This window comes from Streptomyces sp. NPDC058375 (assembly GCF_042723425.1).
In the GTDB taxonomy this organism is placed as follows: domain Bacteria; phylum Actinomycetota; class Actinomycetes; order Streptomycetales; family Streptomycetaceae; genus Streptomyces; species Streptomyces durocortorensis.
In genome coordinates this window covers 1-12,096 of sequence record NZ_JBHXJG010000222.1, presented here as the reverse complement: position 1 = coordinate 12,096, position 12,096 = coordinate 1, and the positions used below count along the sequence as shown (strand labels likewise).

Here is a 12,096-nt window from a genome sequence, read left to right as displayed (position 1 = left end):
TTGGCGGGGAACCGGGCCCAAAGCCGCGCGTGTTTGGAAATGCCCCCCGGGGTGCGTTGGGGCGCCCCTAACGCCTGGGGGGTGGGTGGGGGGGCCCGGGGGGGGGGGGGGGGGGGGGTTCTTTCTCTTGGTTCTTTAAGTAGTTGATGTCGCGCCGCAGGGGGTCGCGGTGGCGTGCGATCCGGTGAGGGCTCACGAGGGCCGCACCGGATCGCCCGGGGGTGCGATCCGGTGCAGGGCGGCTACCGTTCGAGGTCGATTTCCGCCCACACCGTCTTGCGGGGGGCCGGCCCGGGGACGATGCCCCAGTGGTCCGCCAGCGCCTCGACGATGAGCAGGCCGCGCCCGGTCTCCGCGTCGTCCCCGGGCGGCTTCACGGCTCCGGGGCCGGGCGGGACGCTGTCGCCGCGTGTGTCCGTGACCTCGATCCGCAAGGTGCCGCACCGGACAGTGAGGGCGAGTTGGAAGTCCCGGCCCTTCACGTGGCCGTGCACGGTGGCGTTGGCCGCCAGCTCGGCGACGATGTGCGCCGCCGACTCCGACGGGAGCCCCCACGCGCCGAGATGGGCCGTGGTCAGCAGCCGGGCGAGCCGGGCCCCTCGACGGGTGGGGGAGAGCAGCACGGTGAACGCGCGTTCGGTGGGCGTGTGCTGGGTGCGAGTGACTTCCTGGTTCATGTCACTCAGCGTGGCTGCCCCGGCGTACCTTTCCCAGTGGTGCGGCCGCTGCGTACGGTGACTGTCCGAGGCTTGTCCGGTGTTGTCCGGGCTGTCGGCGGTGACGTGCGGGGAACGGAAGCGGTTGACGCAGGAACGGCACGCACGTCGGAAGCGGGGGCTTGCATGGGCATGGTCGAGGACGGTACGGGGCGCGGCAACGACGCTGTGGACGAGGCCGGTTGGGAGGTCGACCCGGACGACGAGTCGGGCGCGGCGGTCGTCGCGGCGGTGGGCCGCCAGATCAAGACCTGGCGCGAGGCGGCGGGCCTGCGGGCGGGCGAGCTGGGCTCCGCGATGGGGTACGGCGAGGACCTCATCTACAAGGTCGAGGGCGGGAGCCGCATCCCGCGCCCGGAGTTCATGGACGCCGTGGACGTGGCGGTGGGGGCGGGCGGCAAGCTCGCGGCGATGAAGCCGGACCTTGCGGAGGTGCGGTATCCGAAGAAGATCCGGGAGCTGGCGAAGCTGGAGGCTGCCGCCGTGGAGCTCTCGGCGTACGGAAACCACAACATCCACGGCCTGTTGCAGACCGAGGAGTACGCACGGGCACTGTTCGAGATGCGCAGGCCCGCGTTCCCGCACGACGACGTGGAGAGGCTGGTGGCGGCACGCGTGGCGCGACAATCCATCTTCAGCCGCTCGCCCGCGCCGGAGTTGAGCTTTGTCCAGGAAGAGGCAACCCTCCGGCGTCCCCTCGGGGGCAGAATGGTGTGGCGTCGCCAGCTTGAACATCTCCTTGAGGTGAGCGAGCTGCGCCATGTCGAGATTCAGGTGATGCCGACCAGCCGCGAAGAGCACGCCGGAATGGGCGGTGAGATGCAGGTGCTGAAGTTCAAGGACGGCTCGGCGGTGGGGCGCTCCGAGGGTGACTTCGGCAGTCGGCCGGTCTCCGACCCGAAACACCTGCGGATCATCGAACTGCGGTGTGGCATCATCCGGGCGCAGGCTCTCAACCCGAGGGAGTCGCGGGCCTTCATCGAGCATGTGCTGGGAGAGACATGAACAGCGAGACCTCTGCCGGAGGCGCGTTCGAACTGCGCTGGTTCAAGAGCAGCTACAGCGACAGCAGCAACAGCAACGAGTGCGTTGAAGTCGCGACCGTCCCCGACGCCGTCCACGTACGCGACTCCAAGAACCTCCAGGGCCCCCGCCTCGCCCTCGCCCCCGCCGCCTGGGCGGGCTTCGTCGCGTACGCAGCAAGGCGCTGAACGCCCGCCCGCCACTATGATGCGGGCAACGCGTCACCATGCGCGCTGGTGTGCCGGGAAGTCTGGTCGGCGTCGGAGGGGCAACCGTCCCTCTGCTTGCCGAGACTTCGGAAGGCCCGGCCTCGTGGAAGAAGACCTGCGCCAACGAGCGAGACGTTCAAGTCCACCGTTCTCCAGAAGTACGTGGCCCCTCGGTCACCGGTGAAGCCGACCGAGAGCGGGCGGCAGGTCACCTCCGTGGCGAGCGGACCCGACGGTTCCGCACCCACCCGCGCACAGACCTGCCCCGGATTCGAAGCCCTGCTGGACGCGGTCGCGGCAACGGGCGAGGGGCCTGCCGAGGCCGAGTTGGCAGAACTCCGGTCCTTCGGGGAAGAAGCCGCGGTCAACGGCGCCACATTGCGGGCCCTGGTCGTGCACCACCTGTCCCGGACCCGGTCCGCCTGGCCCGCCGGGGCCGCAGGGTCCGACCGAGTGCTCTCCGCCGTACAACTGGCCGTCGCAGCGCTCTGCGAGGGCTACGAACGTGCCGAGCAGCTCGCCCTCCGGCAGCAGGAGGCGGCACGCCGGGAGTTCATCGACGACCTTCTGTACGGCAGCGGCGATCCGGGGGTCCTGGCCGAACGGGCCGAGTGGTTCGGGCTGCGGTTCTCCCACGCGCATGCCGTCGCCGTCGCCGAAGGCCCCACCCCGTACGCGGAGGGCGACTCCGTGCCCCGCCTCGTGGAGCTGGCGGTCACGAGTCGTTTCGGGGAGCGGAGCATCCTTCTCACCACCAAGGACGGCCGGCTGATCTGTATCGCCCCCGGGGATCAGCGCCAGGTCCTCACGTACTTCGCCAAACAGGCCCACGCCGCGACCGACGGCGGACGGGCCGCGATCGGACGGCCGCTCTCGGGTGCCGGTGGGGTCGTCCACTCGTACGAGGAAGCGCTGCGGGCCCTGGAGCTGGCGGGCCGTCTCGATCTGGAGGACCCGGTGCTGTACGCCGGGGACCTTCTTGTCTACCCGGTGCTGACGCGGGACCGGCAGGCCATGGCGGACCTCGTCAGCACCACCCTGGGGCCGCTCCTCAAGGCCCGGGGCGGCCCGGAACAGTATCTGGAAACCCTTACCGCCTCCTTCGACGCGGGCTGCGTCATTACTCAGGCCGCCCGAAGCCTCTCCTTGAGCGTCCGGGCGCTCACGTACCGCCTCGAACGCATCCACCAGGTCACCGGATCCGACCCGACCGACCCCAGGCACCGCTACTCCCTGCAGACCGCTGGCATCGGAGCCCGGATTCTCGGCTGGCCCGTGGACAGAACGTAGGCGACAACCAGGCCCTTCCTCTAGATATCGACGACGACAAGGACGCTCACGTGACCTCGGTGTACAAAAGCGCGAAGGCACAACGAGAGGTGCGGCGCTGGTGTGAGAACCGGATCGCGGACGGGGGCATATCCCATGTCCGGGGCGAGGTCGCCACGTCGGCGGGAGCCACCGGCTTCGTGACCGCTGGACCGGAGCAGAGCGACGGCGAGGCGAGCGTCGGGCTGCTGCCGGGAACGAACATGAACGGCGCCTTGTGCCTGCCTCTGATGGGTGCACTGGCCCGTGGGCGTCGCGTGACCGTTCTGGATCTGCCCGGTCAGCCGGGGCTCAGCGCGGGGTCACGGCCCTCGCGTCCGCCGCACGGCCTGGTACGGGCAGTGGCTGAGCGAGGCCTTGGAGCGGGTGGTTCCCGGTCCGGCCGTGGTGGTGGGGCACTCTCTGGGAAAGGCGGTCGCGCTCGCCTGCGGTTCTCCGCGGATCGTCGGCCGGGTGCTGTTCTCCAGCGCCGGCCTCACGCGGCTGAGGGTTCCTGTGCCGCTCCTGGCCGCCACCGTCCCCTGGCTCCTGCGGCCCACGGTGGCCCGTTCGACGGTGCTGGTGCGTCGCATGGCCGCCCCGGGGCACGGGCGGGTGCCCGGCCATCTGGGGGAGTGGATGGAGCTGGTCGGACGCTGCTGCCGCACCAGCCTCGCTCCACCTCCTCTCCCGTCCGGTCTGCTCGAACTGCACCGTTCCGTACCCACGTTGGCCGTCTCGGGCAGCTTCGACCCGTTTCTGCCCCCGCGTGTCCTGGGGCCGGCCGCCCGGCGTCGGCTCGGGGCGGAGTTCAGGGTGATCGAGGGAGCGGGGCACCTGCTGCTGGACGAGTCGCCGGAGATGGTTCTCGACGCGGTGCGGGAGTTCTGCGCGGCTCGCGGGACGGACGGATGACCCGAACGAGCTCGTCTACGCGGCGACCGAGGGGGTAAGGGAGGGGGGATGCAGCCGTCCTGCCGATAGGTGTCCGATAAACGTATCCGCTGATCCGTATAACGATGACGTCACCTATTCAGCGACTTCACCACCGATTCGCGCAAATATGATCTACATCACTAAAGGTTCGGTAAACGGCGTGGTACAAATGCCCAACTTCGCAGGCGGCAGGACCGTCGAGTCGGAGCGCCGGAGCCGACCCGGCAGCCAGGCCAGGGTGATCAGCGTCGTAGTCCGTACCGCGTGACGCACCAGGTCACCGAACCGGACAACGACGTTCGCTCATCCCCCCATCGCACACCGACCGGCGAAGGCATCCCCAAGTCCGCCGTTCCCGCGTCATCGAGGTAGCCAACGTGTCACTCGACTCCATCACCGAGAACATCGACGAATCCGTCAGCGGGTTCTTCGAGCCCATAGCCGACTGGCTGGGCGGGATCGTCTTCTACTCCGTCACCGTCGCCGGGGCGGACGTGCCGCTCATCGTCACCTGGCTGGTGGTGGCGGGCCTCGTCTTCACCGGCTGGTTCGGCCTCGTCCAGGTGCGCAAGTTCCGCCTCGCCCTCGACGTGGTGCGCGGCAAGTACGACGACAAGGACTCGCCGGGCGAGGTCAACCACTTCCAGGCCCTGACCGCCGCCGTCTCCGGCACGGTGGGCCTCGGCAACATCGCGGGTGTGGCCGTCGCCGTCTCCATCGGTGGCGCCGGAGCCACGTTCTGGATGATCATCTGCGGCCTCCTCGGCATGGCCACCAAGTTCGTCGAGGTCACCCTCGGCGTGAAGTACCGCGAGGTCCACGCCGACGGCACCGTCTCCGGTGGGCCGATGCACTACCTGCCCAAGGGCCTGGGCGAACGCTTCGGCAAGAACGGCAAGACCTTCGGCAAGGTGCTCGCCGTCCTCGCCTCGATCATGATCCTGTTCTTCGGGCTCTTCGGCGGCAACCTCTTCCAGGTCAACCAGTCCTACGCCCAGCTCGTCTCCGTCACCGGCGGCGAGGACGGTGCGATGGGCTCCTCCGCCGGCGCCCTCTTCTTCGGCGTCCTCGTCGCGGCGCTCGTCGGTATCGTGCTGCTCGGCGGCATCCGCTCCATCGCCTCGGTCACCAGTCGGCTCATCCCCGCGATGGCCGGGATCTACATCGTCGCCTGTCTCATCGTCATCCTCGTCAACGTGACCGCCGTGCCCGCCGCGATCGGCACGATCATCGAGGGCGCGTTCAACCCTCAGGGCGTCGCGGGCGGAATCCTCGGCGCACTGATCATCGGCTTCCAGCGCGCCGCTTTCTCCAACGAGGCCGGCATCGGCTCCGCGCCGATCGCCCACTCCGCGGTCAAGACCAAGCACCCTGCCAGCGAGGGCCTGGTCGCGCTGCTGGAGCCGTTCATCGACACCGTCATCATCTGCACCATGACCGCGCTGACCATCGTCATCGCCAACCCGGCCAGCTGGGGCGACGCCCGCGACGGCGAGTCCATCGGCGGCGTGACGATCACCTCGGACGCCTTCGAGACCGTGCTGCCCTGGTTCCCGTACGTCCTGACCGTCGCGGTGCTGCTCTTCGCGATCTCGACGGTCCTGACCTGGGGCTACTACGGCCTCAAGTCCTGGACGTACCTCTTCGGCCGCAGCCGCACCAGCGAGACCATCTACAAGTCCCTCTACACTCTGCTCGCCGTCGCCGGGTCGCTGCTCACCCTGCAGACCCTCATCGACCTGGCCGACGCGGTGCTCTTCTCCCTCGCCGTCATCAACATCATCGGCCTGTACCTCCTCGCGCCGGTCGTCAAGCGCGAGCTCGACAAGTTCCTCGACTACGTGCGGGTCCGGAAGGCCGGCGGGTCCGGCGGGGACGACGGTGGCAAGGACGACGAGCTGACGAAGGCGAACGTCTGAGCCCCACGCCTCCCGAGCAGAAGCCCCTGGCCCCTGCCACTACGGCGGACACGGTTGGCGAACCCCGGGCCTGAACGTGACGTCGGCCTTCATGACCCGTTGTGGTCGTGAAGGCCGACGTCGTATGCAGGGCCTCGGTGTCAGCGACCCGCTGGGGGAGGCTGAGGCACGGAGCGCTTCAGCCAGCCGGTCGCCCGGCCGAAGAAGTCCGCCAGGGAGGAAGCGAGCGCCTCCGGAGCTTCTTCGGCCATGTGGTGCCCGGAGTCGATGCCGTGCCCCCGTACCAGCTGTCCGGGTCGGCGTTGATGACTCGCTCCGGGATGTCGGGCTGGGCGAAGAAGAACCAGTGCCACCAGTGCGTGGCGAACTCGGCCGTGATGCGGGACAGGTGCTCGGTGACGGGCAGGCAGTCGAGCAACGCCACCCGCGAGACCGCTTCGGGATGGTCAAGCGTGAGACGGAGCGCGGCACTGCCTCCGCGGTCGTGCCCCGCGAGCGCGAACCGGACATGGCCGAGGGAGCGCATCACCTCGACCACGTCACCGGCGACGGCTCGCTTGGAGTACCCGGTGTGGTCCGCGGTAGGCGCCGGGCCGGTGGACCATCGCCCGGACGGACACGATTCGCCAACAGTGTCATAAGGAGGGGCGGGCGCATCCTCAACTGGTGTGCAGCATCAGCCCGATGCCCACCACCATCAGCCCCGCCGCCGCGATCCTGGGAGCCCCGAAGCGCTCCTTGAAGAACAGCGTGCCGATCGCCGCGCCCACAATGATCGACGACTCGCGCAGCGCCGCGATCGGGGCGAGCGGGGCCCGCGTCTGGGCCCAGAGGACCAGCCCGTACGCGACCACCGACAGGGCCGCGCCGAGCAGGCCGCGCACGGCGTACGGCCGTAGTTGCGGGAGCAGTTCGGACCGGCGGCGGTAGTACGCGTACGCCGGGATCGCCAGGCCCTCCAGGACCATCAGCCACGCGACGTAACCGAGCGGGGTGCCCGAGGCGCGGACCCCGACGCCGTCCACCGTCGTGTAACCGGCGATGGCCAGGCCCGTGCCGAGCGCCGCCACGATCGCCGGCCAGTGCGGGCGCTTCCCGGAGCCCCGGATGCCCCACAGGGCCAGGCCGACCAGCCCGGCCGAGGCCACCGCCACGCCCGCCGTGGCCCAGGCGTCCGGGCGCTCGCCGACGAACACCGCCGCCAGGACCGTCACCACCAGCGGGGCCGTGCCTCGGGCGATCGGGTACATCTGGCCGAAGTCGCCCAGCGTGAACGAGCGCATCAGCAGCATCATGTACGCCACGTGCAGCGCGGCCGAGACCAGGAGGTACGGCCAGGCGCCCGCCGCCGGGAACGGGGCGAACAGGGCCATCACCGCGCCGATCAGCAGACCGCCGCCGGAGATCAGCGTGAAGGAGAGCAGCTGATCCTTGATCGCGTGGGCGATGGCGTTCCAACTGGCGTGCGTGACAGCGGCTATGAGGACCGCGATGGCGACCAGAGGGGTCACTTGGCGGGCTCGCGCACATCCGCGACCGTCGCGTCCGCGTGGGCGATCAGCGTTTTCGGGTCGAGCGGGAACACCGTGTGCGGGGTGCCCGCCGCCGCCCACACCACCGCGTGGTCCAGGAGGCGCCGGTCGGCCAGGACGCGGGTCCTGGTGGCGTGGCCGAAGGGGGGTACGCCGCCGATCGCGTAGCCGGTCGTCTCCCGGACCAAGGCCGCGTCCGCCCGCTTGACCTTCTGCGCGCCCAGCTCACGCCGTACCAGCTCGACGTCCACCCGGGATGAGCCGTCCATCAGGACCAGTACCGGCACGCCGTCCGCCGTGAAGACCAGGGACTTGACGATCTCGCTCAGCTCGCAGCCGACCGCCGCCGCGGCCTCGGCGGCGGTCCTGGTCGCGTCGGGGAAGCGGCGCACCTCGACCTGGAGGCCCAGCTCGGCCAGCGCCTCCGCGAACCGGGGGTGGGCGTGGGGGACGGGGGCGGCGGGAGTGGTGGGAGCGGTTTCGGTGGGTTCGGGTGTGCTCATGGCTGCACGCTAGCGGTCCGTGCACTATGCACGCGAGGGGGTTCCGGAGGGTGGGCTCACCGGGCCGGGTGCCGTCGAGGTCGAACGGTCCCCGGTCCAGCAGCACCTCCATCCGGGTCGGGCAGGGAGGCTCCGGCGGGGGGACTGGGCAGCGGGGTAGGGCCTTCGGCCCGGTGCTCAGCCGCCCGCGCGCGTCGGCTGTGGGCTCAGCCGCCCGCGCGCAGGACCTCCGCCACGACCGGGCCCGCCGCGTCGCCGCCGTGGCCGCCGGTCTGGACGACCGCCGCTGCCGCGAGGTCGTTGCTGAAGCCGGTGAACCAGCTGTTGGAGGTGTCCTGCCCGTCGACCTCGGCCGAGCCGGTCTTCGCGCCCTTGTCGCCGCCGACGCCTGCCATGGCCTTCGCCCCCGTGCCCCAGGCCGCCGTCGCGCGCATCATCGTCTTGAGCTGCTGGGATACGGAGGCGGACAGCGAACGGGACGCCCGTGCCAATTCCCGGTCGTCCAGGGACTGCGGGACGATGACCGGCTGGGTGAAGGTGCCGGTCATGGCGGTGGCGGTGATGGACGCCATGTTGAGGGCGTTCATCTGGACCGTGCCCTGGCCGATGTACTGGGCGGCCGCCTCGCCGCCCGCCTCCTCCGGCACGCTGCCGTCGGTCGTGACGACGCCCGTCTTCCAGTCCAGGCCGATGCCGAAGACGTCCCTGGCCATCTTGGAGAGGGCGGCGTCGTCCTTCGTGTCGTCGATGAGCTTGATGAAGGCGGTGTTGCAGGACTTGGCGAAGCTCTGGGTGAAGGTGGAGCCGTCCGGCAGACCGAAGTTGTCCAGGTTGTGGAACGAACGGCTCTGGTACATCGCATCCTTGGGGCACTCCGCCGCCCCGTTCGCCGTGACCAGGCCCTTCTCCAGCAGCAGCGCCGCCGTCATGATCTTCAGCGTCGAGCCCGGCGCCTGCTTGCCCTGCAACGCCACGTTGAACTCGGTCACCGGGTTGTTGGCCACCGCGCGGATCGCCCCGGTCGACGGCTTCACCGCGACCACCGAGGCCTGCGCGTACTTCTTGACCGCCTGCTCCGCCGCCGCCTGCGCGCCCGCGTCCAGCGTCGTCTGCACCTTGCCCGGCTTGCCCTTGGCCAGGGTCAGCAGGCTGACGTCCGGCTGGGACTCGTCGGCGGGCTCGATCCAGGTCTCGATGCCGGCCGAACCGCCGGAGGTCTCCCCGTACTTCTGGCGCAGAGTGTCCAGGATCGGGCCCAGCGAGGGGTACTTCTCCTTCGTCAGCACCGTGCCGTTGTGGTCGACGGCCTCGATCGCAGGCGCCGAGGACTCGCCCGTCTTCAGTGTCGCGCCCTCCGTCAACTGCGGGTGCACGACGGTCGGTTCCCAGTCGACGAGGGCCTTGCCGGTTGTCAGACCGCGGACGACGGTCAACTCCGAGGCGTAGGAGATGGGCTTCGACTTCCCCTCGTACGCGACGGTGGCCTTGACCGTGTACGGCACCTTCGTGCCGACGGCCGGGCCCGGGGTGATCTTCACCTTGCCGATGTGGGCGTCCTCGCCGTACGAGGCGAGCACCGGCTTTGCGCCCGACTCGTTGTTGGTCAGGAGCGCCGCCGCCGACGCGTCCCCGGCCGCCCACGCCTCGAAGAAGCCCTTCGACGTCTCCGCGATCTCCTCCGCGCTCGGCGGCCCCGTCTTCACCTCCGACGACTCGGACGCGCTCTGCGTACCCGCGCCCCCACCGCCCTCGTCGCCGAGCACGCTGTACGCCCCGTAGCCGATCCCGCCGGCCACCAGGACGAACGCTCCGCCGATCACGGCGACCTTCGCTCCACTGCGCATCTCGCAGTCCCCCTCCCCAGGAGAGCCCCCTGAACATGTTCAGGGGGCAACCGTCAGGAACCCTAAGCGGTGATGGCGGGCGGTGAGGGGGTTGTTACCGGACCGGAATGCTGGGCCGGAAAGCGCTCTCCGTCGTGTGGCGGCTACGGCTCCGCAGCCGTCGGCGACGAAGCCCCTGCCCGCTACTGCGCCCAGTCGAAGACGCCCGACTCCAGGTCGATCTGCGCGTTGCCGCCGCCGAGGTTGAACCCGCCGACGCCGTCCTCCAGCTCGAAGACGTACGGGGTCAGCCCTCCCGGCAGCCCCTGACAGGGCATCACCGTTCCGCCCAGGTGTGAGATGCCGTGCGCGGACTCCCAGAACGCTTCGAGCTCCTCGTCGTCCGAGGACCAGGCCTTCACATAGCCGCCCGCGCCGTCCTCCGCCGGGGCGATGCCGGTGTTCGGGTCGCCGGTGCGCTCGCCGATCCAGACCGTGGTCTCCGGGGCGCTGTCGTCCCAGGCGTTCTGACCCCGGCTGTACTCGTCGCCGAGCCCGTCGGGCCGGATGTCGGCCGGGGGATCGATGCGGGGTGCGGCGAACTCGTCGGCGGTCAGCCACAAGAGCGCGTGCGCCCCGCCGATCATGTCCTCCAGGTCCTGCTGGTGGGGGTGGCGCGCCGCCCCCGTCGCGGCCACCGCGGCGAGGAACGGGTCGGCGGCCTGCTCCGCGGTGGGCGCGGTGCCCGCCAGTAGCTCGGCAACGCCCTCGATGCGGTCGGCGACGTGGTCGTCGGCGTGGAAGAAGGCGATGGCCACCAGGTCCGCGCCCTTGCGCCGGTAGTCCTCCGGCAGTTCGAGGGTGATGACGTGGGTCATCGGCAGTCCGGTGACGGGGCTCCGCGGCCAGGCGGCTGTCCCGATGCCGGGCGCACGGCCGCCGCACCAACCGGCGACGCGGGCGCCGGGTAGATCGATCTCGACGGGCTTGCCGGGCCGGACCGACAGTTCCTCCGCGGATTCCCCGAACCCCAGGTCGTACGCCTTCACCGTGTGCCTTCCGTTCGACTGTGACGGCGTCAACCTACGCGAGGGCACCGACACCCGGCCGTGGTTGCCGACAGCAGGCAGCCGGGGGCCGGTCCACTGTGCCGACATCACGCGCTGAAATCACCCCGGAGTCCCGCATACCCTGCATGGACCCGAGGAGGCGGAACGCAGGCTCGGCACCGACGGGCAGGGGGCGAGCCGGATGGACGGCGAAGCGAACGGGGGCGCGCCCGGAACGCGGCTTCCGGCGAACGTGGGCGAGGCCGGAGGCGGCGCGAGCACCCTGGGGCCCCGCGCGTCCCTACTGATGTCGCTGTCCCTCGCCCTGCTGCTGGGCGCACTGTCGGCGCTGGTGATGTTCCCGGCGGCCGAGCACCTGCGCTCCCTCCAGGGCGGCGAGCGGGCTCAGGCGACCTTGCACACCGCCGGATCCTGCATGGTGGGCCAGTGCGAGGTGGAGTTCGAGGCAGCCGGGCGGACCGTGGTGGCGGGTCTTCCGGTGGGCAGCGGAGGCGGCAAGCAGTCCGTCGGTGCTGCCATGACCGTCCGGTACCAGGCGGACGATCCGCGGGTGGTGGCCCGTGACGCCGATGTCGGGGGCGGCGGTGCGGCCCTGTTGGCGTGGATGTCGGGTGGGGCGGCCCTGTTCTTCCTGACCCTGTCGGGGGCGGCCGCGATCCTTCTGGCACGACAGCGACGAACATCGTTTCGAGGAAATGTGTGAGGGCCGAATTGCCGGGCACCAGGATCCTTGCAACGAGGTCCTGGCGACATTCGGAGCCGGGACGTACCGGTGGGTGCACTGAGGCCGTTGTGAAGTGTCGGGCGCATACGCGTCCGAACCGACTTGACGATGGGAAAAGAAAATGATCGTCCTTGGACTTATTCTGCTGATTATCGGCCTGCTTGTCGGTATGGGGCTGCTGACGACCATCGGCGGCATCCTCATCCTGGTGGGTGCCATCCTGTGGATCCTGGGTGCGACCGGGCGCGCGGTCGGTGGGCGAAAGCACTTCTTCTGATCTCCGGATTCAGAAGAAGAAGCCGGGAGTTCTGTCGACACAGCAGAACCCTGAGA

The 12,096-nt window shown here is 70.1% G+C and carries 13 protein-coding genes and 1 pseudogene; 7 read left to right on the top strand and 7 right to left on the bottom strand.

The features are described 5' to 3' along the window. Positions 1–242: 242 nt before the first annotated feature. Entirely contained in the window at positions 243–677 is a 435-nt protein-coding gene (locus ACFWM7_RS27685; RefSeq protein ID WP_383265364.1) for an ATP-binding protein, read from the bottom strand. 165 nt (positions 678–842) lie between these two features. Here ACFWM7_RS27685 and ACFWM7_RS27680 point away from each other — a divergent pair, with 165 nt between their 5' ends. From ACFWM7_RS27680 to ACFWM7_RS27660, 5 genes are all read left to right on the top strand, one after another. Continuing rightward, positions 843–1,721, top strand: coding sequence for a helix-turn-helix domain-containing protein (locus tag ACFWM7_RS27680; RefSeq protein ID WP_383265363.1), 879 nt, complete (start codon positions 843–845; stop codon positions 1,719–1,721). Further along, positions 1,718–1,927 carry a DUF397 domain-containing protein gene (locus ACFWM7_RS27675; RefSeq protein WP_383265360.1) on the top strand — a complete coding sequence of 70 codons (210 nt, stop codon included), beginning with the start codon at positions 1,718–1,720 and terminating at the stop codon, positions 1,925–1,927. Before ACFWM7_RS27680 ends, ACFWM7_RS27675 begins: the two co-directional genes overlap by 4 nt. 237 nt (positions 1,928–2,164) lie before the next feature. Beyond that, complete coding sequence (locus tag ACFWM7_RS27670; protein WP_383265357.1) at positions 2,165–3,238, top strand: PucR family transcriptional regulator; 1,074 nt, start codon at positions 2,165–2,167, stop codon at positions 3,236–3,238. 309 nt (positions 3,239–3,547) lie between these two features. Continuing rightward, complete coding sequence (locus ACFWM7_RS27665; RefSeq protein ID WP_383265367.1) at positions 3,548–4,171, top strand: alpha/beta fold hydrolase; 624 nt, start codon at positions 3,548–3,550, stop codon at positions 4,169–4,171. Positions 4,172–4,569: 398 nt separating this feature from the next. Further along, complete coding sequence (locus ACFWM7_RS27660) at positions 4,570–6,111, top strand: alanine/glycine:cation symporter family protein (RefSeq protein ID WP_383265355.1); 1,542 nt, start codon at positions 4,570–4,572, stop codon at positions 6,109–6,111. A gap of 178 nt (positions 6,112–6,289) precedes the next feature. Here the strand turns inward: ACFWM7_RS27660 and ACFWM7_RS27655 are convergent, their stop codons facing one another. The 6 genes and pseudogenes from ACFWM7_RS27655 to ACFWM7_RS27630 all read right to left on the bottom strand — a co-directional run bounded on the left by ACFWM7_RS27655 (position 6,290) and on the right by ACFWM7_RS27630 (position 11,018). Then, on the bottom strand, positions 6,290–6,649 hold the full coding sequence (locus ACFWM7_RS27655; protein WP_383265353.1) for an alpha/beta fold hydrolase: 360 nt from the start codon (positions 6,647–6,649) through the stop codon (positions 6,290–6,292). Positions 6,650–6,770: 121 nt separating this feature from the next. Continuing rightward, a complete protein-coding gene (locus ACFWM7_RS27650; protein ID WP_383265350.1) occupies positions 6,771–7,622 on the bottom strand; it encodes an EamA family transporter in 852 nt (283 codons plus the stop codon). Further along, positions 7,619–8,146 carry a YbaK/EbsC family protein gene (locus tag ACFWM7_RS27645; protein WP_383265347.1) on the bottom strand — a complete coding sequence of 176 codons (528 nt, stop codon included), beginning with the start codon at positions 8,144–8,146 and terminating at the stop codon, positions 7,619–7,621. The genes ACFWM7_RS27650 and ACFWM7_RS27645 overlap by 4 nt, the downstream gene beginning before the upstream one ends. A gap of 64 nt (positions 8,147–8,210) precedes the next feature. After that, positions 8,211–8,291, bottom strand: a pseudogene (locus ACFWM7_RS27640) (cobalt-precorrin-6A reductase); the annotation flags it as partial. 61 nt (positions 8,292–8,352) lie between these two features. Beyond that, on the bottom strand, positions 8,353–9,990 hold the full coding sequence (locus tag ACFWM7_RS27635; protein WP_383265344.1) for a penicillin-binding transpeptidase domain-containing protein: 1,638 nt from the start codon (positions 9,988–9,990) through the stop codon (positions 8,353–8,355). A gap of 182 nt (positions 9,991–10,172) precedes the next feature. Next, complete coding sequence (locus tag ACFWM7_RS27630) at positions 10,173–11,018, bottom strand: hypothetical protein (RefSeq protein ID WP_383265341.1); 846 nt, start codon at positions 11,016–11,018, stop codon at positions 10,173–10,175. Between the two features lie 202 nt (positions 11,019–11,220). Between ACFWM7_RS27630 and ACFWM7_RS27625 the strand changes: the two genes are divergently transcribed. Both ACFWM7_RS27625 and ACFWM7_RS27620 read left to right on the top strand, forming a co-directional pair. After that, positions 11,221–11,742, top strand: coding sequence for a hypothetical protein (locus ACFWM7_RS27625; protein ID WP_383265339.1), 522 nt, complete (start codon positions 11,221–11,223; stop codon positions 11,740–11,742). Between the two features lie 142 nt (positions 11,743–11,884). After that, positions 11,885–12,040, top strand: a complete 156-nt coding sequence (locus ACFWM7_RS27620) for a hypothetical protein (RefSeq protein ID WP_003968543.1) — start codon at positions 11,885–11,887, stop codon at positions 12,038–12,040. The last annotated feature ends 56 nt before the right edge of the window (positions 12,041–12,096 follow it).